Annotated in this window: 19 protein-coding genes and 1 pseudogene; 3 read left to right on the forward strand and 17 right to left on the reverse strand. The window is 60.4% G+C overall.

Annotation, left to right across the window (positions count from 1 at the left end):
* Positions 1–507, reverse strand: a 507-nt coding sequence (locus tag U5760_RS19275; RefSeq protein WP_322013893.1) for a class I SAM-dependent methyltransferase, incomplete at its 3' end; no start/stop codon positions are given.
* Between the two features lie 745 nt (positions 508–1,252).
* Between U5760_RS19275 and U5760_RS19280 the strand changes: the two are divergent.
* A pseudogene (locus U5760_RS19280) lies at positions 1,253–1,433 on the forward strand (IS701 family transposase); the annotation flags it as partial.
* Between the two features lie 479 nt (positions 1,434–1,912).
* On the opposite strand, the gene U5760_RS19285 reads toward U5760_RS19280, so the two are convergent.
* The 10 genes from U5760_RS19285 to U5760_RS19330 all read right to left on the reverse strand — a co-directional run bounded on the left by U5760_RS19285 (position 1,913) and on the right by U5760_RS19330 (position 12,615).
* Positions 1,913–2,539, reverse strand: coding sequence for a flavin reductase family protein (locus U5760_RS19285; RefSeq protein WP_322013894.1), 627 nt, complete (start codon positions 2,537–2,539; stop codon positions 1,913–1,915).
* Between the two features lie 81 nt (positions 2,540–2,620).
* On the reverse strand, positions 2,621–3,682 hold the full coding sequence (locus U5760_RS19290) for a porin (protein WP_322013895.1): 1,062 nt from the start codon (positions 3,680–3,682) through the stop codon (positions 2,621–2,623).
* Positions 3,683–3,761: 79 nt separating this feature from the next.
* Positions 3,762–4,613 (reverse strand): hypothetical protein, encoded by an 852-nt coding sequence (locus U5760_RS19295; protein WP_322013896.1) that lies wholly within the window; start codon positions 4,611–4,613, stop codon positions 3,762–3,764.
* Positions 4,614–4,624: 11 nt separating this feature from the next.
* The gene (locus U5760_RS19300) at positions 4,625–5,389 is read right to left on the reverse strand and encodes an HpcH/HpaI aldolase family protein (RefSeq protein ID WP_322013897.1); all 765 of its coding nucleotides are present in this window, start codon (positions 5,387–5,389) and stop codon (positions 4,625–4,627) included.
* Positions 5,390–5,464: 75 nt separating this feature from the next.
* The gene (locus tag U5760_RS19305) at positions 5,465–6,703 is read right to left on the reverse strand and encodes a hypothetical protein (protein ID WP_322013898.1); all 1,239 of its coding nucleotides are present in this window, start codon (positions 6,701–6,703) and stop codon (positions 5,465–5,467) included.
* Positions 6,704–6,853: 150 nt separating this feature from the next.
* Positions 6,854–7,876 (reverse strand): NAD(P)-dependent oxidoreductase, encoded by a 1,023-nt coding sequence (locus U5760_RS19310; RefSeq protein WP_322013899.1) that lies wholly within the window; start codon positions 7,874–7,876, stop codon positions 6,854–6,856.
* A 3-nt stretch (positions 7,877–7,879) separates the two neighbouring features.
* Positions 7,880–8,575 carry an ABC transporter ATP-binding protein gene (locus U5760_RS19315; protein WP_322013900.1) on the reverse strand — a complete coding sequence of 232 codons (696 nt, stop codon included), beginning with the start codon at positions 8,573–8,575 and terminating at the stop codon, positions 7,880–7,882.
* 10 nt (positions 8,576–8,585) lie between these two features.
* A complete protein-coding gene (locus U5760_RS19320) occupies positions 8,586–9,341 on the reverse strand; it encodes an ABC transporter ATP-binding protein (protein ID WP_322014115.1) in 756 nt (251 codons plus the stop codon).
* A gap of 61 nt (positions 9,342–9,402) precedes the next feature.
* Positions 9,403–11,247 carry an ABC transporter permease gene (locus tag U5760_RS19325; protein ID WP_322013901.1) on the reverse strand — a complete coding sequence of 615 codons (1,845 nt, stop codon included), beginning with the start codon at positions 11,245–11,247 and terminating at the stop codon, positions 9,403–9,405.
* 51 nt (positions 11,248–11,298) lie between these two features.
* Positions 11,299–12,615 (reverse strand): ABC transporter substrate-binding protein, encoded by a 1,317-nt coding sequence (locus U5760_RS19330; RefSeq protein WP_322013902.1) that lies wholly within the window; start codon positions 12,613–12,615, stop codon positions 11,299–11,301.
* Between the two features lie 301 nt (positions 12,616–12,916).
* On the opposite strand from U5760_RS19330, the gene U5760_RS19335 reads away from it, so the two are divergent.
* Complete coding sequence (locus U5760_RS19335; protein WP_322013903.1) at positions 12,917–13,729, forward strand: helix-turn-helix domain-containing protein; 813 nt, start codon at positions 12,917–12,919, stop codon at positions 13,727–13,729.
* Between the two features lie 422 nt (positions 13,730–14,151).
* Positions 14,152–14,790, forward strand: a complete 639-nt coding sequence (locus tag U5760_RS19340) for a cupin domain-containing protein (protein ID WP_322013904.1) — start codon at positions 14,152–14,154, stop codon at positions 14,788–14,790.
* Between the two features lie 94 nt (positions 14,791–14,884).
* Here the strand turns inward: U5760_RS19340 and U5760_RS19345 are convergent, their stop codons facing one another.
* The 6 genes from U5760_RS19345 to U5760_RS19370 form a co-directional block, all read right to left on the reverse strand.
* Positions 14,885–15,922 carry a porin gene (locus U5760_RS19345; protein WP_322013905.1) on the reverse strand — a complete coding sequence of 346 codons (1,038 nt, stop codon included), beginning with the start codon at positions 15,920–15,922 and terminating at the stop codon, positions 14,885–14,887.
* Positions 15,923–16,056: 134 nt separating this feature from the next.
* The gene (locus tag U5760_RS19350) at positions 16,057–16,935 is read right to left on the reverse strand and encodes an amidohydrolase family protein (RefSeq protein WP_322013906.1); all 879 of its coding nucleotides are present in this window, start codon (positions 16,933–16,935) and stop codon (positions 16,057–16,059) included.
* A 14-nt stretch (positions 16,936–16,949) separates the two neighbouring features.
* Positions 16,950–17,360, reverse strand: a complete 411-nt coding sequence (locus tag U5760_RS19355; protein ID WP_322013907.1) for a RidA family protein — start codon at positions 17,358–17,360, stop codon at positions 16,950–16,952.
* 10 nt (positions 17,361–17,370) lie between these two features.
* Entirely contained in the window at positions 17,371–18,174 is an 804-nt protein-coding gene (gene hpaH, locus U5760_RS19360; RefSeq protein ID WP_322013908.1) for a 2-oxo-hept-4-ene-1,7-dioate hydratase, read from the reverse strand.
* Positions 18,175–18,177: 3 nt separating this feature from the next.
* Entirely contained in the window at positions 18,178–19,056 is an 879-nt protein-coding gene (locus tag U5760_RS19365; protein WP_322013909.1) for a fumarylacetoacetate hydrolase family protein, read from the reverse strand.
* Between the two features lie 39 nt (positions 19,057–19,095).
* Positions 19,096–20,421 carry an MFS transporter gene (locus U5760_RS19370; RefSeq protein WP_322013910.1) on the reverse strand — a complete coding sequence of 442 codons (1,326 nt, stop codon included), beginning with the start codon at positions 20,419–20,421 and terminating at the stop codon, positions 19,096–19,098.
* Positions 20,422–20,439 lie beyond the last annotated feature (18 nt).

The raw sequence follows: 20,439 nt of genomic DNA on the forward strand, positions 1-20,439 counted from the left end.
CGGCTGCAACTGGATCTTGGTGAGGATGTGGTCGATTTTCTTGAGCTGCGCGGTGGCGAGATCTTCGTCGCCGTTCTCAAAGTACGCGCAGGAATAGACCATGTTCTCGTCGAGCCACAGCTGGTAGAACTCGTTCGAGACGTCGTAGTGGTACTGGATGGCCTTCTTGTCGGTGCTCTTCGAGTGCGTGAAATAGCGGCGCACGCGGGCGAGCTTGCTCGCGCTGGTGACGGTGCTGCGCGCGAGCGAGTAGCCGATCTCGATGACATCGGCGAGCCTACCGTCGATGTCGATCTTGCCCTTCACATACGCCTCACCGAGATTATCAAGGCTGGGGTCGAGCAGAAGCGGCAACGCCGACGCGCTATTGACCTTTAACGTAACCCGTGGCGCAGAAAAGTGGCCGAAGTCGTAGTGCTGGCCGCTCCACAGCACGAGCCGTGCGGGCAGGTTCATCTTGTTACGCACTTCGTCGACCCACTGCGCGAGCTTTTTTTCCCCAATCATGATTCAGAAGTCACTCGTGAAATTAAGAATAGCCGGAGCGCCTTGCAGCGGCGACCCCGGGTCTTCGGTGCAACGACACCGTACCGGCACGACAATGTCCGGGACATGCCAGCGGACCACATTGTCGTCGTTCGCCCTGACTGTCCGCCGCCAGAGGCATCGCACGTCTACAGACACCCAAAACTTTCGCAACTGCAAGGCACTGCCTCAATGCCCCGACCTGAGAGAACGATGCATGGCAATAACGTCGATTGCGATATCCACAGTTCATCATCAACACATGCATAGCGTACGGAGTATGAGGGTATAACGGAGTTTATAAAAATTCGCTTATTCAATCGCGACGATTCACGGAACCTATTGGATGAGTCAATGTTCCGTGCTGTGCTCTACGAGTCAGGCTCAATCTGTCATCTCTGCGCATCCGTCGCTGCATTTATATTCGCATCATCTACGCCTTGCGATCGATGAGTAAGACGTACCTCGGCAGAGCCTGTGATGGCACAACCATCGACGCGGCTGCAGGCAGCACGCACCCCGGCGCGATGAGATGTGTCACCGGCTCCATGTCTCCCTATGTATCGGCTGAAGCCAGTGTAATAGCCACGACGAAAGAAAGCTAAACTGCTTCGACGCGTACTCGACACGCGGATAACGTTGTCGTCCTCGACTCCGGGGACGCGAAGCTGAACCTGATTGACGAGTCGACGCGAGTTCGTTGCGAACCCGCCAAGACTGGAATCGAACGATTTCGCGGCGCGAAGGCGCGCATACCACGCTGACCTTTCGGTTGCGGCGTTATGCGTGTGGGCCGCCCACCGCGATTACGGCGGACTACGCCGCGCGATGAAGAGTGGCAGCTGATCGAGTGGTCCGTATGCGAACCCGAGCCGAGCCTATACTGGCTTTGTACGTTGCCGGAGGATCTCACCCATGCTGCAATCCACCCAGTGAAGCTGGTCGGGTAGCAGCAACGCATTGCTGCGCCGCCGCCCCCCCAAGAACCGGACGTGCGAGTCACCCCGCATCCGGCTCAAGCCATTCTTCAGCGCCATGGGATGGCACCGAACAACTAGACGAGATATTTCACGATGCGACGGCGGGCCAGGTAAGGTACCCATACCGGATCGAACGGATTCCCCGCGGCTACGTTGTGCCCAGAGTTTCACACCGAGCCGTTACCGGCGCCCCATGTCCGGGTAGGGAACGATTGATGGAACACCCGGTTTCATCAAGTCGTGCCCTCTCCTGTGAGACAGAAATTCAAGCGACTTGCAGATCGCACGAAAACGTTCTTCGCGATGTCTACCCCGACCGTCGGACTTTATGACGGGCCAAATTAACGAGGCTTCATCTATATGACGATCAGCACATACGGCGACGGACATCCCAGCTCACCAGGAACTTAGCCCTTCTTGTAGATCGTCTGCTCAGACAACGGAATCGGCTTCGGACGATGCACCTGCCCAAGCGTGCCGTAAACCGGACCGCCGAGACGCATCAGCGGACGCATCTGCTCGGTTTCTATCTTGCCGTTCGAATAGAGATCGTCCCTGACGTGGAACATCACTACATCGCCGACGATGAACTGCGACCCGGTATCGCCGAATTCGAGTTGCTGATTGAAGCGGCACTCCATACTGGCCGGCGCCCTCGCGAGACGCGGCGGCCGCACGATCGTGCTGGGTGCGGTCTCGAGACCCAGTTCCCCCACCTCGCTTACATGCGATGGGTACTCGAATGAACTCTGGTGCAGGTCGTTCATCATCGTCTCGTCGGCAATATTCACCACATATTCCTTATTCAAATGAATATTGCTCGGCGTGTCCTTCATATTGCCGGCCTTGCGACCAAAGTTGATGGCCACCATCGGAGGGTAGGCCGAAACGAAAGTAAAACAGCTGAACGGCGCCAGATTGACGACTCCGTCTTCGTTGATCGTGGTCACCCATGCGATTGGCCGGGGCACGACGATACCTGTCAACAACTTATAAGAACTCTCGACATTCAACGAGTCAATTGCGATTTCCATGCTCTAACTCCAGAAAAAAATACGAACTTCTGTTGACCATGCTCGATCGTGGAGCGGCATCGTCACGCGCTGCGCTCACGATCAAAAATAATGTGTTATCCCGACGTTGAACGCGCTATTGCCCGTACCCGAGTCCGACGCGTTGCCCACCGTATATCCAGCTCCGTTCCTGTTATAGATGTGCGCCCACGCGGTATAGAGCGAAGTACGCTTCGACAGGGGGTACACGTAGCCGAACGCGATCTGGCTCGCACTCTGGTCTAGCGCCGTCAAATCCTTCTTGAAGTCATACGACGCCATGATGGTTCCCGCCCACAGCGGCACGGTCAAGCCGACCAGGTAATCCCGGCTGTTGGTCGAACCCGTTGCCGGCGTACCGCCGTATGGGTCGACAGTCCCGGACAGCGGCGCGCTGTTCAAGCCCCTGTCGATCCCGTACGCAAGCCACAGCTTTGCCAGGCTGAAATCGTATTGCGCGGAAAACAGCAGATTCTGCGCATTCGACGCCCCGCTGACCGTCGCGGAATCGTTGTTCCTGTTGGAGTAGCCGACCCGCATCGTCAAGCGCTGCCCGGCATACGATAACGCCGCTCCATACTGACTTCCCTGCGGGAAATCGCCCGGCACGCCACCGAACGAGTAGAACAATTCACCGCTAACGCCGTAGACGGACGGCGACACGTACTTGACGGAGTTGTTCGCGCGGGCACCTGGCGTCGTCGACAACAGGTTCGTTGCGTTACCCGCGTAGTTGGTACCGAACGGATCGGCCCGCACCATCGTAATGAAGTGCGGCGTGTACTGCCTACCCGCGGTCAACGTTCCGTACTCGTTCTGCAAGCCGACGAATGCCTGCCGGCCGAATGCGAGCCCTCCCTGTCCGAGCACGCCCGTATTGATCTGCATGCCCATCTCCAACGTGAAGATCGCGCGCAGTCCGCCTCCAAGATCCTCCGTTCCAGTAAAGCCCAGTCGTGAAGCCTGAGCGATCCCGCTGTCCAGTTTCACGGTCGATCCCTTTACGTTGCCCGATTCGGCAACGATACCAGCATCGACAATTCCGTACAGCGTGACAGACGACTGCGCATAGACCGCGCCGGGCAATCCGATCAACGCACAAACAGCAAGACTCGACTTTTTCATTCTGTCTCCATTGATTTAAATATATTTTTTTGTACAACTACATATTCACTCCGCGTTCGCCACCGTCCGCCGCTCCTGCTTACGTGACGGCAGGCACATCCGGCAGCGGGTACTCCGCTTCATTCAAAACCAGCCCTGGCTTGTTGGAAAAATCGGTACGCGGCGGTGCAAAAATATCGATCAGCCAGGAAGCACCAGCGCTGACGTTTCGACTGGTATGCACGGTCCCTGGCGGAATTACCGCCAGCGACGGACTGTGCACCTCGATCGCTTCGTCATCGACCCATTGGGTCATATCCTTACCCCACGGGTATCGCAAATGATGAACATAGGTCCCCTCGAGTGCGATCGATCCCTGCTCAAAGTCCTTGTGGGAATGTGGGCTCAACGCCGTGACGTCTCGCGGCACCTGGCGTTTGCGAAGCGCGTTGACCATCAGGTTCGAGCTGCGATAAAGGCGCATGTTCGAACCCGGCGAATCGCTCTCGTCGAGCTCGTAATGGCGGATTCGATAACCGCCGGGCGGCGCGGGCCACGGCACAAGCGGCGCCACATCGTCGACGTTGCCCGCATACGCGTGCGCATTCGACGCGGCCGCGGCCAGATCCTCCGCGCGGCTCGAAAAAATACGGACAGCGACGCCGGACTCCTGGAATCGGATAGCGCTACGACCGGGCGGAACAATCGTCACACTGTTCGCCCTGGCCCCGACCGCCTCGCCGCTTGCCTCGACGAGCGCACCGCAATCGTGAAGCAACAGAAAATACTCGTCCGGATTATCTTCGCGGGACAGCACGCTTCCGTCCACGACGCTCGAAATCGCAACGACGAAATTCGCACCTCGTCCGATCCAGGTCCGGGTTCCATCCGCGTCGCTGAACTGCGGCTCGGAATCGTAGGCGGTTAGCATTTGCGCACGACGTAGGGGCATGGCGATTCTCCTTATTGCTCTTGCGACTGAAGCTGTTCGACGGCTGCCGCGATCCGGCTCGCGCCATCACGCAACAGGGACTGGTCTGACGCGACCACGAAAATCGACACCCCCTTGCGCCGGAACGCATCCACTTCTTCCGCATTCTTTGCAAACATCGCAGCCAGCTTGCCCGCGCCTTGCGCCGCCTCGATGATTTGCGTCATTGCAGCGAAAAGCGCTTCGCTGGCGGGTGCGACACCCATCGAGAGCGACAGGTCGGCTGGGCCGATAAACAGTCCGTCGACACCCGGAACTCCGGCTATTGCATGCGCGTTCGCGAGCCCTTCCGCACTTTCGATCTGGCAAAGGATCACTGCCGTGTCGCCAGCCTCGATCGCCGCCGCCATGTTCGTCGCGCCATACGACGCGAAGCGCGGCGAACCCGAGTAACCGCGGCTGCCGCCGCGAAACCTGGCACGCGAAACGACCGCACGCGCGTGTTCAGGCGTATCGACGTGCGGTACGAGAATTCCGGCCGCGCCGAGATCCAGAGCGGACAGAATCGTCGACGGTTCGCTGTCCGGCACCCGTACCAGCAATGGCAGCCCCACCGCGCGCGACGCAACGATCAGCTGGTCGATCGTGTGCCGGTCGAACGGCGCATGCTCCGCGTCGATCACTGCAAAATTGAGATTCGTCGCGCCGAGGATCTCCACGATGTGCAACGACGGTGTCTTGATGAAAGTGCCGACCAGCGTGGTCTTTCCAAGCAGATTCCTGATCCGATTTTCCATCGTTAAATTTCGCATTCCTTAGTGATTGATGAACTGGCTGCCCATTGCCCCTCCGTTTCATGGGGATGCTTCCTGTCAGGCTCCGTCCCACTGCACGATGTGCAGTCCAGCGTCGTAGTCGGTCAGATAGACGAGACCGTCCTTTTCCACGAAGACATCACAGGTATGAATTACCTTCTTTCGTCCGCGTCGCGCTTCGTTCCAGACAGCCGGCGGCGCGGGCACGAAGTAGCCGGTCTCCACGGGCCTGAACGGGTTGCTGATGTCGAAGACCCGAATGCCCGCGTTCTGATAAGTCGCGAAGATAGTCGTCGAACTCTGGAACGAGCCGGGGCGGTTCTCGTGCAGGTTGTGCGGCCCGAAGTGGCCGCCTTTCGCGAAATAATCCTGATCGTCCGGGACCGGGAAAGTCGCAATCTGTACCGGCTTTTCCGGCACGCGGATATCGATCATCCATGTATGCTTGAACGGCTCTTCGTCGATGTTGAGCACGGCTTCGTCGGCTACGACGAGAAGGTCGCGGTCCGGCAGCGGGAGCGCGCTATGCGTGCCGCCCGCGAACGGCGGGCTCCAGTTCAGATGCGAAATCAGTTTGGGCTGCGATTTGTCGGCAATATCGAGTAGCGTCAGTCCGCCGTCGCGCCAGCAGCCATATGCAGTATCGCCGCTGATCACCGCATGATGCAGCCCGACACGGCCCTTGAAGTCGTGGGTCTCACCGCCGTCCGCCCACATCCCCGGAATCCACCAGCGGCCTACTTCGCGAGGACGGGTCGGGTCCTGCATATCGATCACGATGAAGATATGGTCCGTGAAGCCATCGAGTATCGCGGACGCGTATGCGTACCGGTCGCCGACCCACCAGATGCGATGCAGCCCCAGCCCCTCGACCGGCATGAAACCGATCGGGCGCGGCTCCGACGGTTGGCTGATGTCGTACACCCGCATACCGGCCGAATAATCCTCGCCGCGGACACCGAAGTCCGCGCTGTTGATGCCGTCGATCGACCGTGCGTAGTATTCCGCCTGCGTGAAAACCGCCTTGAAATTGAACTCCTCGATGACGAGCATCAGATCGCCATGCGTCTGAAGATGGATCGACCACGAGTTCTTGTGAATCGGCAGCGTATTGACGAGACGAGGTGCGCGCGGGTCGCGCACGTCCACCACCGATACGCCGCCGTCGAATGCATGCCCTATGTACGCATGCCCATTCGCGACCATTACCTGAATGCCCATCTTGCCGTTCAGATCGTGATGCCCTTGGGGCGTCATGTTCTTCGCGCTCTCCGGCGCTACGACGCTTTGATTCATGTCCCACTCCTAAACAGGATGATTGCCGGTATCCGGCTCACTCCGACTCTGACGGTCCGATCGCGGCGGGGCGACGCGCACACGGATAAACGATAGCGAAGCGCTCTGCGAATCACCATCGACATCCAGTCATCGTTCCGCCTGGCGGGATCACCGCACGGCGGATACCGCCGGATTGATGAGGTTTTCGGGAACGTCGCCTCGCGCCATCGCCAGCAGATTGGTGGCTGCCTGCCTCCGTCGGCCCAGATAGCCTTCGAGCGTCCACGACGCGACATGAGGGGTCGCGATAACGTTCGGCAGCACGAACAGCGCATCGCCGGCATCCGGCGGCTCGCTTTCATAGACGTCGAGCGCCGCGCCGGCCAACCGTTCGCCCGCTAGCGCGTCGCGCAATGCCGCGGAATCCACGAGCGAGCCACGCCCTGTATTGATAAGCACTGCAGATCGCTTCATGAGCGCCAGAGCGTCGGCGTCTATCAGATGAAAATTCGCGTCTGTCGGCGGACAATGCAACGTCACAGCATCGGAGCGTGCCAACAGTTCGTCCAGCGCGACGAAAGTCACCCCGTCCGGCCGATCCGCGCCCGCGAACGGGTCATAAGCAAGGATCTCGACATCCCAGCACGACAGCCGATGTGCAACCGCGCGCCCAATCCGTCCGAAGCCGACGACGCCGACCGTCGAGCCCTGGAGCATCGAGGAGAACAAGTTCCCGCGCCATCCCCCCGAGCGCATGAACGACGGCGTCCACACGGAAAGGCGCTTGCGCAGCGCGAGCAGCAGCGCGATTGCGTGTTCGGCGACGGCCGCCGCGTCGTTGCCGTCGAGCGTGTTGGTCACGCGTATGCCGCGCCCGGTCGCCGCGGCCACGTCGATGTTGTCGACGCCGATCCCAATCTTCGCGATGTAACGCAGTTGCGGCAGCGCTTCGATCACGCGGCGGTCAATCGTCGCACCGCCCGATCCGAGCAGGCCGACGCAACCTTGCGCGTCCTCGATCAGATCGGCGTCGGTATAGTGCCCGTAGCCGGCGTGGTCGTTCGCGCGTCCCAGTACCACCTCGAAGCCCTGCTCGCGCAGCCATGCAGGCGAATCGTCGCGCGGATCGATACGTTCGTACAGCAATACGCGCCCGAGATTCACAGCGCCTTCCTCCACGTTCTGCTTCATGGGTCACACTCCGAGATACGCCTGAAGCGATGCCTTGCGGGCCGCGAATTCGCCGCCCTGAACCATATCGACCACCTTGCCGTGTTCGATCACATAGTGCCGGTCGGCGACGGTTTCGGCGAAGCGCACGTTCTGCTCGACGAGCAGGATCGTGTATCCCTTCGACTTCAACAGCCGGATCAACCCGCCGATCTGCTGGACCACGACGGGGGCGAGCCCCTCCGTCGGTTCGTCGAGCAGCAGGAATGTCGAACCGGTGCGCAGAATGCGGGCAATCGCGAGCATCTGCTGCTCGCCGCCAGACAACTTCGTGCCGGCGGTGGCGGAGCGATTCGCGAGATTGGGGAACATCGCATAGAGCTCCTCGACCGACATGCCGCCTGGACGCAGGACGGGCGGCAACAACAAGTTCTCGTGGACAGTGAGCCGGCAGAAGATGCCGCGTTCCTCGGGGCAATAGGCGAGCCCCGCGCGCGCGATTCGCTCAGGATCGAGTTTGATCAGCTCCCGGTCACCGAACAGCACCGAGCCGGTGCGATGCCGGATCAGCCCCATCAGCGCGCGCAGCGTAGTCGTTTTGCCGACACCGTTACGCCCGAGCAGCGTGACCACCTCGCCCGGTCCGATGTCGAGATTGATACCGTGGAGAACCTGCGCTTCGTCATAACGCGCGCGCAGATCCCTGACTTTCAGGGACATCCGTTTATCGTCATTCATGATCTTCACCCATGTATGCACTGATCACGAGCGGGTTTTTCGACACCTCGTCGTAACAGCCCTCTGCGAGAATTTCGCCGCGACGCATCACCGTGACCTGATTGCAGATGTCGGCAACCACGTCGAGATTATGTTCGACCATGAGCACGGTCCGCGCGCGGCCAATATCGCCGATCAACGCAGCGAGCCGACCGATGTCTTCGTGCCCGACACCTGCCATCGGCTCGTCGAGCAGCAGCATGGTCGGGTCGAGCGCCAGCGTCGTCGCGAGTTCGAGCGCACGGCGCCGCCCGTACGACAGCTCCACCGCGCGGCGTTTCGCGTAGTCCGCAAGGCCGACGGATTCAAGCAGCGACATTGCCCGGTCGTCGAACACGCGCAGCGTGCGGCTGCGCTGCCAGAAGCGGTATTGAGTATTCGCCTTGCGCTGCAACGCGACGCGCACGTTCTCGAGCAGCGTCAGGTGCGGAAAAATCGACGAAATCTGGAACGACCGGCCGAGTCCCATTCCGGGCAATGCGCTCGGTGACGTCCGCGTGATGTCGCATCCGTCGTACAGAATCTGCCCCGAGGTTGCCGGCAGAAAGCGCGTCAGCAAATTGAAGCAGGTCGACTTGCCTGCGCCGTTAGGGCCAATCAGAGCGTGAATCGTGCCGCGACGCACGCGCAGGTCCACGTCCTTAACTGCGAAAAATCCTCCGAACTCCCTGGAGAGACGATGCGTCTGGAGAATAAAATCCTGCTTCATTTCCGGGTTTTTGATGAGATGATCGGGTTCATCGCGCTGCATATTCATTCTCCTCAACGCGTCACAGCGGCCTGCGCAGAAGGCGCGACGCATAGCCGCCGATACCCTGGCGGAACAACAGCACGCAGACGACGAACACGAGCCCCTGCAGCACCTCGACCCACTGTCCCATCGGCGCCAGATAGTCCTGCATGCCGACGATCGCGAGCGCGCCTGCGATGGGCCCGAAGATCGTGCCGATACCGCCGACGAGCGCCATCAGAATCACGTCACCCGAAGTCGAGTGATAGACGTCCGGCAGCGAAGCAATCTGGAACACGATCACCTTCAATGCGCCCGCCAGCCCGGCGAGTGCCGCGGACAGCGTGAACGCGAGCAGTTTCACCCGCGCGGTGTTGTAGCCGAGCGAAATCGCGCGCGGTTCGTTCTCGCGGATCGCGCGCAGCACGTGGCCGAACGGCGAATGGATTGCGCGAAACACCGCGAGGAAGCCTAGAAAGAACACGGTCGCAACCACGAAATACAAGGTCAGGTTGTTGCCGAGACCGAGCAGCGCGAACAGCTTGCCGCGCGGCACCGGCTGAATGCCGTCTTCGCCGCCCGTGAAGCGCGCCTGCACGCAGAAGAAATAGACCATTTCCGCGAATGCCAGCGTGACCATCGCGAAGTAAATCTTCTGGCGCTTGAGCGCGAGATAACCGGTCGCGACGCCAAGCAGGGTTGCGCAGGCAACGCCGATCAGGATCGAGATTTCCGGAGGCAGCCCCCAGACTTTCGCTGCATAAGCGGTCGCGTAGCCCGCGCCGCCAAGGAACATCGCATGTCCGAACGAACCGATTCCGACGAAGCCCATCAGGAAGTTGAACGACATCGCGAAGAGCGCATAGCACAACACCTTCATCAGAAACACCGGGTAGACGAAGAAGGGAGCGATCACCAGCAGCACGCCGAGAATCACGATCGGAATGAGATATTCGTTTGGCTCCCCGAAATGAACGGGTTGCGTTTCTTCGCTCGACGGGCCCGAACTACCGATGGCAGTGGCTTTGCCGAACAGCCCCTCGGGCCGCACCATCAGAACGATCGCCATAATCACGAAGATGACGACATTCGAGCCGGCTGGCCAGATCGCCTTTGTCAGCCCTTCGATCAATCCCACGCCGAAGCCGGTGACGATCGAACCGACGATCGACCCCATGCCACCAATGACGACCACCGCGAAGACCGTGATGATCAGGTTGCCGCCCATCAGCGGATTGACCTGCAGCACCGGAGCCGCGATCACGCCGGCAAACGCGGCCAGTGCGGCTCCGAAGCCATAGACCAGCGTGACCAGCCTCGGCACGTTGACGCCGAACGCACGGACCAGATTCGGATTCTCCGTCGCCGCGCGCAGGTAGGCACCAAGCTTGGTCCGCTCGACGACGAACCACGTGGCGATGCACACGACAGCCGAGACGACAATGACCCAGCCACGATAGACGGGCAGGAACATGAAGCCCAGCGAAAGACTGCCGCGAAACGGCTGCGGAATGCCATACGGGCGACCGACCGCGCCGAACACGTTGACAAAAAGCCCTTCGAGCACGGCTGCGATGCCCATAGTCAACAGCAGCCCGAACATGTGATCGAGCTTATAGGTCCGCTTGATCAGCGTGCGCTCCAGCGCCATGCCGACGATCGCGACAATCAGCGGCGCGACGATCAGCGAAGGCCAGTAGCCGATTCCGAGGTACTGGGCGAGCAGCCATGCGGCGAACGCGCCGAGCATGTAAAGCGCCCCGTGCGCAAAATTAATGATATTCAGTAATCCGAATATGATTGCCAGCCCCAGGCTGAGCAACGCGTAGAACGCGCCGTTGATCAGCCCGATCAACAACTCGCCGAAAAATACGTTGGAATTCATGTTGGGTATTTCCTTTCTGGAGAACGATCGACGTGAGCCGTTGCGATCGGCTTACTTCACCAACGGACACTCTCCTTCGTTCAGAGGACGAAACGCATCTTTGCCGGGAATCGTCGAAACCAGCTTGTAATAGTCCCACGGGCCTTTCGATTCGCTGGGAGACTTCACCCGGAACAAATAGATGTCGTGTATCGTCCGGCCGTCCTTGCGGATCATGCCGTCGCTGAAGAGCCCGTCGTGGGTCGGCACCTGTTCCATCTTCGCAACCACCGCGCGCCCGTCTGCCGGGTCGCCGAGCGCGGCGACCGCGCGCAGATAATGCAGCGTCGCGGCATACATCGCGGCATGGTGAAGCGTGGGATATGACGCAGGATTGATCGCGATGAAACGCTTTGTCCACGCCCGCGTCACCGGATTCATGTCCCAGTAGAAGGGCTCGGCCACCAGAATGCCCTGCGCGACGTCGAGTCCAATGCCGCGCACGTCCACGATATTCGCGTTGAGCGCCGCGAACGTCTGCTGCCCCGACATGCCGAATTCTTGCGCCTGCTTGATTGCCGTCACAAGATCGTTGCCGCCGAGTGCAAACGCCACCACCTTCGCACCCGAGCCCTGTGCCTGCAGCAAATACGACGAAAAGTCGGGATTGTTGCTCGGCACCGACACCCCGCCGACCACCGTACCGCCGAACCGGGTGACCGCCGCCTCGGCGTACTTACGCAGTTCCTGGCCGAATGCGTAGTCGGCGTTGATGAAGAACCAGCTCTTTCCGCCCGACTGGGTAATCGCACGGCCCATCGCATTGCCGACTTCGTAGGTGTCGTAAGTCCAGTGCACGGTATTCGGCGAGCAGAGATCACCCGTCAGACGCGCCGAACCCGCGCCGCTGAAGATGACCACCTTATTCGCGCGCCGCGCGATGTTGGATACCGTAAAGGCCACCGCCGAATTGGTCACGTCCATCACGACGTCGACGTTGTCCCGGTCGAACCATTGCCGCGCGATCGTACCGCCGATGTCCGCCTTGTTCTGATGGTCGGCCGAGACAACCTCGATTTTCAGTCCCGAGTGCGGGTTTTCCTTATTGAAGTCCTCGATAGCAAGCTTGACGCCCGCCAACAGGCCGCTACCGCCCGATGTCGAATAGACGCTCGAGAAATCGCTCAGCACCCCGATCCGGACTGTCTTCGTGGTTTCGCTGGCCTGCGCGGTGCCGTGGCACAGAGCGACGAACGTCAGCGGAAGCAAACATCGCTGAAATGTGTTTGACAGCACGCACAGACCGCGACGCAACCACCGCCGCCGGCTGCCGGTAACGGTCACTTCACCGGCCATTGCCGCATTTTCGGCGAAAGCGTTTTCCCGCATGCTCGTCTCCTGAATCGATTGTTCTAGTAACGTCCGACCTGTGGCCCGCATGCCGTCTCCGACGCGAGCCCAGATCACTGTGATGCGTTTCATGGTACTGGAGGGGTCCCGCACGATACAGCACTCCCGCCCCGCGTTCCGCCAGGTGGGACACCCCTGCTGGCCAGGTGAAACGGTTTTCGCACGAACATCGCCGGCTTCGCGCGTACCATTGGCGCTAACCCGGGTGTTCGTTGCCCCCGATCAGATCAGACAATTCGACATACTTTGCCAGTTTCATTTTTTTACTGGACAGCAGGACATGCCTACGCCGCAAGCAAGCCAGACGCAGACCGATCCCGACCAGCCGGCTGCGGCGCTCTCCGGGAGCGAATCGATTCGCGCGGTCTCGCGGGCGTTGCAGATTCTTCGCGAGATGAACGCCGAACACGTGTCGACGATACGATCCCTGCACACTAGGCTAGGACTACCGAAGTCGACCGTCTTCCGTATTCTGCAAACCTTGAAGGAAGAAGGCTACGTATCGATCGAACCGAGCGGAAACCGTTATCAACTGACCGCAAAGGTCCGGGAGCTGAGTGCCGGCTATACCAGGAAAACCGCAATAGTGGAAGCCGGCGCGCCGATCATGCTTGCTGTCACGAAGAAGATAAAGTGGCCGCTTGCGATCGGGATGATCGACGGCGATGCCATCGTGATTCACTACAGCACGATGCCGTACAGTCCCCTCGCGGTGCGCGCGACGACGGTGGGCAAGCGTCTCGGGCTGCTCGAAGCGGCGATGGGCTATACGTATCTGGCCTTCTGCTCCGGCGAGGAAAGAGAGGCATTGCTCGACCTGCTGCGGGACGCAAGCCCGTCTCGCAAGCTCGCCAACGAGGAGGCAGTATTCTCGACCATCGAGCAGACGCAAGCACGCGGTTATGGCTTGCGCCTCAAAAACGCGCTCAAAGACAGCGCTACGTTAGCGGTCCCGATCATGCGAAACGGCGAGATTGTCGCCGTTCTTGCAATGACGACGTTCGGCAATTCCATGACCGGGAACTTCATAGGCAAATACAAGCCCCTGCTCGATGAGACCGCAAGGATGATCGCGACTTCCAGCGCCGTTTAGCGGGCGTCGCGAGAACGGGCATGGTTTTGGAATAAGGACGGATTGAGGCTGACGCCCGCTCCGAAGTCCTTGATGTCATGCATGTCGCCCCACGGTTGCAAAATCGTCTCCAAGCGCTATCAAGCCGCCGAACACCTCCTTCAACGTACTTACCCGCAATTTTCCCGTCGATGCGACCGACAACTTCGCCGGCGTCGATACGAAACAACACCTCCTTAAGCACGCGCACCACCATCCATTTCCGATAAATACTCCTGCTTCACAACCTGAACGGTTTTTCCAGATCGTCAACGCTCAGGAAAACTTGAATTAATCATTACCCGATTGATGGGGATGTCGTTCCCGTTTATCGTTTTCCCAGAGATCCCCGAGGAGTTTTACACGAAATTCCCGGCATCGATTCTTATCCTTAGCGTAGCGCGTTGTCTTCGTCGTCAGCAGGATTAGTCGGGAGTATTGAATTGGATTCGAAAAGAAGAGCTCTGTTGGGAAAAAGCGCAGCGGCCTATGGCGTGGCGATCATGGCGGCGCTGAAACCCGGGTATTCCTCGGCGGCAATGTCTCGCGCCGCAGGCCCGTTCCAGGTGAACGCGGGCGAAAGCCGCGACGGCGCGGCATTGGAAATCGACGGACAACAGTTCGAGAGCGTCAAGATTTCCGGACACGACGTGGATGGCCGACTGTGCGCGCTCGTCCTGACGACACCGCCCGACCGATCGCCACCGCTTCACCTGCACGTCGCGCAGAACGAATGGTTCTTCATGCTCGACGGCAGCATCGGCGTGCAGTGCGGCGAGCAACGCACTGTGCTTCGCACGGGCGACAGTTTTCTGGCGCCATTGGGCGTTCCACATGCGTACGTACCGTTGAACGGCAAAGCCGCGCGAATACTGAACGTGTTCGATCCGGCTGGCGAAATCGAGCAGTTCTTTACCGACTACGCGAACGTGCTCAATACGCCCGGGCATCCCGACTTCCATCGCCTCCAGGTGCTCTCGGAGCAACACGGAATCAAGGTATTGGGTCCGCCGCTCAAGGCGGAAAGCTTCACGGGCGCCTGAAGCCCCCCGCTTGCTCCGGTTGAAATCCGCGCGATGCGAACGCCAATCGTCTTTGCATCGCGGGTGCGCTTGCCTGCGACTTATATCTGCCGAATCAGAATGCCGTTCGAATGCCAACGCCCGCCGTATCGCCCGCGCCGGCCGACGTTGCATGGTCGTTCGTGTAGACCAGGTAAACGTCCGTACGCACCGATAAACGATAGTCATAGCCCACCGCCCAGGTCCGTCGAATCGGGTCCCCGCGCCCTATGCCCTTCATGTACATGTACGACGCCATCAGTTTGCCCGCGTCGCCGAACGGTACCGATACGCCAAGCTGCCCGCTATTCGTCGACAGATCGCCTGTAGTGATCGAATCGTCGACATGCTGATAAAAACCGTACACCTTTGCCACGCGGAAATCCCAGGTCGCGCCCGCGAGTAGCGCCGATTGCTGTTCGAAGCCGGGAATCGACGTAGCGAGATCGCCAGGCGTCACGTTGTACTTCAACTGCTGATACGCGACTACGGCATAGGCAGGTCCGCGCCCGTATGCCGCGCTACCGCCCCACTGGTTCTGGCCGGGCCGCCCCGCCGCGTTGCCGAAGCCATAAATCGCCGATAGTTCGAAGCCGCCGAGGCCGGGGCTCGTGTACATGACCGAATTGTTCCATTCGGTGTCGCCAGTAATCTCTTGCCCCGGCAAGCCCTTGTACATCTGGATCATCGCCGGGGAAAAACCGAATGCGTTCCCAAACGGATTGACTCTCAGTGCGTCCAGAAAGTACGGCACCGTATTGCGTCCAGCCGTCACCAGCCCCGCTGGCGTCTTCAGGCCCACATAGGCATTGCGGCCCCAGAATGAAGGATCGCCGGTAAAGCGTCCCACTTTGCCGCTCGATGGGGTTAGATAGGCTTCGAGTCGAAACACGGCCGCATAGCCGCCGCCGAGATCTTCGTTCCCTGCGATGCCGAAATAGCTCGTTTGCATCCCGTTGGAAAAAAGACCATAGGCGTGCTTCGTGCCAACCGGCGTCTGCGTACCCAGGAACTCGTCGATCACGCCGTAAAGCTGCACGCCCGACTGCGCACACGCCGCGCCCGATATCGCCAGTAAGGTGAGCCCGCAGGCCACCACGTGTATTTTTTTCATATTTGTCTCCATTTATTAGTTATGCTTATTTTTTATGTCGATTGCGATAACGCCGCGAAAGCGAATCCGGTTCCGTCAGGGCGACGCAGCGCGATCGGCAGGCCGGAGCGCGGCCGACCGCGCCGCTGGCTGCGTCAGTTAGCGGTGGGAAAGCCGAACAACGTCGCGGGGTTATCGACGAGAATTTTTTTCAACGTGACGGCGTCGGGCGCGTACCGGCACAACAGATCGACCAGTTCGCCGTCGTTCGGCGGGGCCTTCGTGGAAACGGGATGCGGCCAGTCGCTTCCCCAAATGCAGCGATCCGGTGCGACCTCGATCAGCGTGCGTGCGAGCGGCACCGCGTCGTCCCACGGATAACCGGTACGCGAAGTCTTCTCGCCGAGCGAAAGCATTACCCATACGTTGCCGCGCTCAAGCAGCTCCATTACTTTGCGCAGGCTCGGGTCATCGCGGCCCGCATTCAGATCGGGCCGCCCCATGTGGTCGATGACAACCGGCACATCGAGATTTTCGAATGGCGCAATCGACGATGCAACGCCATCCGGGCCCGGCTGGACTTTCACATACCAGCCCAACTCCTGCACTTTAGCCAGCGCGCGCTGAATTTCATCGGGCGCCAGTGACGCGCCGAGTCCGGCCCGGGAAAAGCGGGCGCCGCGCACGCCGGCGTCGTGCAGCGTCTGAAGATAGGCGTCGCTCTTTTCTTTCAGCACGAGTGCGTTCGCACACCCGCGATAAGCGGGGCCCGCAAGGTGCAATGCATCGAGCACCACTTGATGGTCGGCGCCATACGTCGTGGCCTGCACAATAACGCCGCGCTGCAACCCGAGCGTGCGGTGCAGCGCAAGCGCGCGCTCGATCGTAGCCGTGGGCATCTCGTACACGGCGCCCGGTTGCACGGGATACCGCTCGGCCGGCCCGAACACGTGAAACTGACTGTCGCACGCAAAGGCGGGTAATGTCGAACGCGGCGCACGCGGTTCGGGATGAAACGGGAAATAGTCGGGCATCGTCGATTCTCCGGTCAGGCTTGCGGCGCAGATGCCGAGGTTGGCGCGAATACCGCGATGAAATCGCACTGAACCAGCGACGGCCCTTCGACGTTCAACGTCAGCGCATGACGTGCCGGGCGCGTTTGCGGATCGGGAAACATCTTGAGCCATTCGTCGTTGACAGCCTGCCGCTGCGAACGGTCTTTCAGCCATACGTTCATCTTGATGATGTTGTCGGTACTGCCGCCAGCCGCCTCGACAATGGTCCGCACGTGCGCAAACAGATGCGCGCATTGTTCTTCAAGCGTCGGCGCCACTTCTCCCGTTGCTGGATCGACGCCGAGAATGATGCCCGACATCAGCATATCGCCGAGCCGGCAGGCGTTCGGAATCGGATTCACGTGCTTGAAACCGGGAATATAAATACTTTTACGTGCCGTCATAGGAATTCCGTTAGCTGAAGTGACACGAAACCGTGCCGAGTGGGCCATAGTCGGCGTGAAAAGTGTCGCCCGCGCTCACGTCGACCGGAGGTATAAACGATCCGGCAAGAACGATTTCCCCCGCCGCCAGCGAGCTTCCGTGCATGGCGAGTTTGTTCGCAAGCCACGCAATGCCATTGGCAGGATGATTGAGCACTCCGGCCGCTACGCCGGTTTGCTCGACGCGGCCATTGCGTGAAAGCAGCGCGGCGATCCAGCGTAGATCCGTCGAATGCGGCGCGATCGGCAGACCGCCCAGCACGATCGCGGCATTGGCCGCGTTATCGGCGATCGTGTCGCGAACCGTGCGCAGACGTCCCGTTTCCGGGTCGCGGCGATGCATGCGCGAATCCAGTATCTCTAGCGCGGGCCGCACGTAACGTGTTGCCTCCAGCACGTCGAACAGCGAGCAGTTCGGACCACTGATCGTTTTTTCCAGCACGAAAGCCAGCTCGACTTCGATACGCGGTGCCCGAAAACGACCGGCGGGAACGGAACTGCCGTCGGCCACGACCATGTCGTCTAGCAACACGCCGTAATCCGGCTCGTCGATCCCCACCGCGTCCTGCATCGCCTTCGAAGTCAGTCCAATCTTGTGCCCGACCACGCGGCCGCCTCGGGCCAGCTTACGCGCGATCCACGTGCTCTGGATTGCATAGGCGTCGCTCAGATCAAGATCGGGAAGCTCGTGCGTGAAAACCGGCAGCGGTATCCGCGTGGTTTCCGCTTCGTCGAGTCTCGCAGCGAGCGTTTCGATGACATCGTGGGTCAGCATGGTTCAGGCCTCGTCAATCACGGTATTGCGAAGCACGCCAAGATTCGGCGATTCGATTTCGACCACGTCGCCGGGCACGAGCCAGCGCGGCGGATCGAAGCGTGCGCCCGCGCCCGTTGGCGTGCCCGTGAGGATCAAATCGCCTGGATGCAGCGTGGCGAACATACTCAAATAGGCGATCAGATACGAAAAATCGAAGATCATTCGCTGCGTCGTTTCCTCCTGACGCAATTCGCCGTTTACGCGGGTGCGAATAGTGTGCGTCGCGCCCGGATCGAGTTCGTCCGCCGTTACGATCCACGGCCCGATGCTGCCCGATGCGTCAAAATTCTTTCCCTGCGTCACGTTGAATTTCGCGTGATAGAGCCAGTCGCGCACCGTGCCTTCGTTCGCCAGTGTCATGCCGAACACGTGTTCGAGCGCGCGCTCGCGCGGAATGTGCCGGCCGCGCTTTCCTATCACGAGGACGAGTTCGCCTTCGTAGTCGAGTTGCGTGGATACGCGCGGGCGCACGAGTGCTTGCCCGTGCCCGACAAGCGAATCGGCCACGCGCGCGAAGAGGCTCGGATAAGCGGGTTGTTTTGACTGATCGCGATACTCGGCATTGCGATCTTCGTAATTGACGCCGATGCACCAGATTTTCCCAGCATCTCCGATCGGCGCACGCCATGCGATTTCGTCGAGCGAAAAATCGGCGCGTGCAACACCGTCCAGGGTATGACGCGCGAGCGCGATGCCTTCGGGGTCCGCGCACAGCGAGCGCAGTGACGGATGGCGCGGCGCGAGGCGCGCGCCCAAATCGACGATACCGCCGTGTGCGACCGCACCATAACGCAACGAAGCGGCATCATCGTCGACCGGAACAAAACTGAGAAGTCGCATGGAATGAAAAACCTGTCGAAAGAGGAAAAGTTCGGATACCTAATGCGTAATCGGACTGCCGCTCTTGCGGTCTTCTTGCGCATAGTCCGTCTGCGAACGGCGCGAGGCGTTGCCGCGCGTTTCCGGCAGCACGAGCGAAATGACCAGAAAGAGCGCAGCGGCGGGCGCGGCCACTAGCATCCCTTGCACAAGTCCGCCTCGCGCCGCCGCCACGAGCGGCACGAGAATCGGCGCGAGGCTGCCCATCGCCCGGCCGATCATGTAGGCGCTGGAAACCAGCGTCGAACGGACCTCAATCGGAAATAGTTCGGATAACCAGGCACCGACCACACCTACGGCGGAATTGCCGATCGAGAACGCCACGGCAATCCAGAACATCGGCCAGAGCAACAGCCGGCCTTCGTAATGACCGCCGCCGGTCGCATACAACAGGCCAAGGCAAACTATCCAGCCCAGCGCGGGAACCACCGCGCCGAATCGACGGCCGAAGCGGTCGTTGCACCAGCCCATCACGAGATAACTGATGCCTCCGAGCACGGCCGCCGTCACGGCCGTCTCGCGCACGACATCGGGCGGCGCCTTCAGCACTTTGAGCATCAGGGTCGGCAGAAAGACGACGATGGCGTAATAGCAGAACATGTAACCCGTCATCCAGAGCCCGCTGGCTGCCGCGACCAGCGCGAGCCGGCGCGTCATCACGGCGCGGATTGGCGATGCATGCCGCGCACCGGCCGCCGCTTGTTTGCGCTGACTGACCGATGCCTGCCATGCGCGCGACTCGGGCATCCAGAAGCGGATCGCAATCATCAGCACGACGGGAGAACCGCCCGTGAGAAAGCCGAGCCGCCAGCTCCATTCTGGCGTGAATGCGGTGACCAGCCAGATACCGACGACGGAAGCGCCGGCTGTGGCGATCGTCGCCGCCGCCTGGATGAGCGCACTCCCGAGACCGCGCCGATTCGGGTTCCAGGTCTCGTTGAAAAGCACCATGCCGGCGCCCCACTCGCCGCCGAGACCGATGCCCGTGGCGAAGCGCAACGCCGCGAGCGAGCCGTAGCTCCAGGCGAACGCCGAAGCGACCGACGCCAGCGCGAACACGCCCAACGTCAACTGCAGCGCGGTTCTTCGCCCGATGCGGTCGCCGAGCCAGCCGAACAGCGCTCCGCCGATCACAGATCCGATCAGCGTAACGGTCGTGATGCTCGCGAGATCGACGAGAGAAAGACCAAGCGTGTGCTGGATAGAAGGCATGAGATACGGCAGGATCAGCACGTCATAGAGATCCAGCGCGAAACCCAGAATGCACGACACGATGATCGCCAACCGCTGCGCGCGCGAATAGTCGCTCGATATTCCAACCGCCACGTCTGTCTCCTGAATGCC

Source organism: Paraburkholderia sp. J12 (genome assembly GCF_905220215.1).
Classification (GTDB): domain Bacteria; phylum Pseudomonadota; class Gammaproteobacteria; order Burkholderiales; family Burkholderiaceae; genus Paraburkholderia.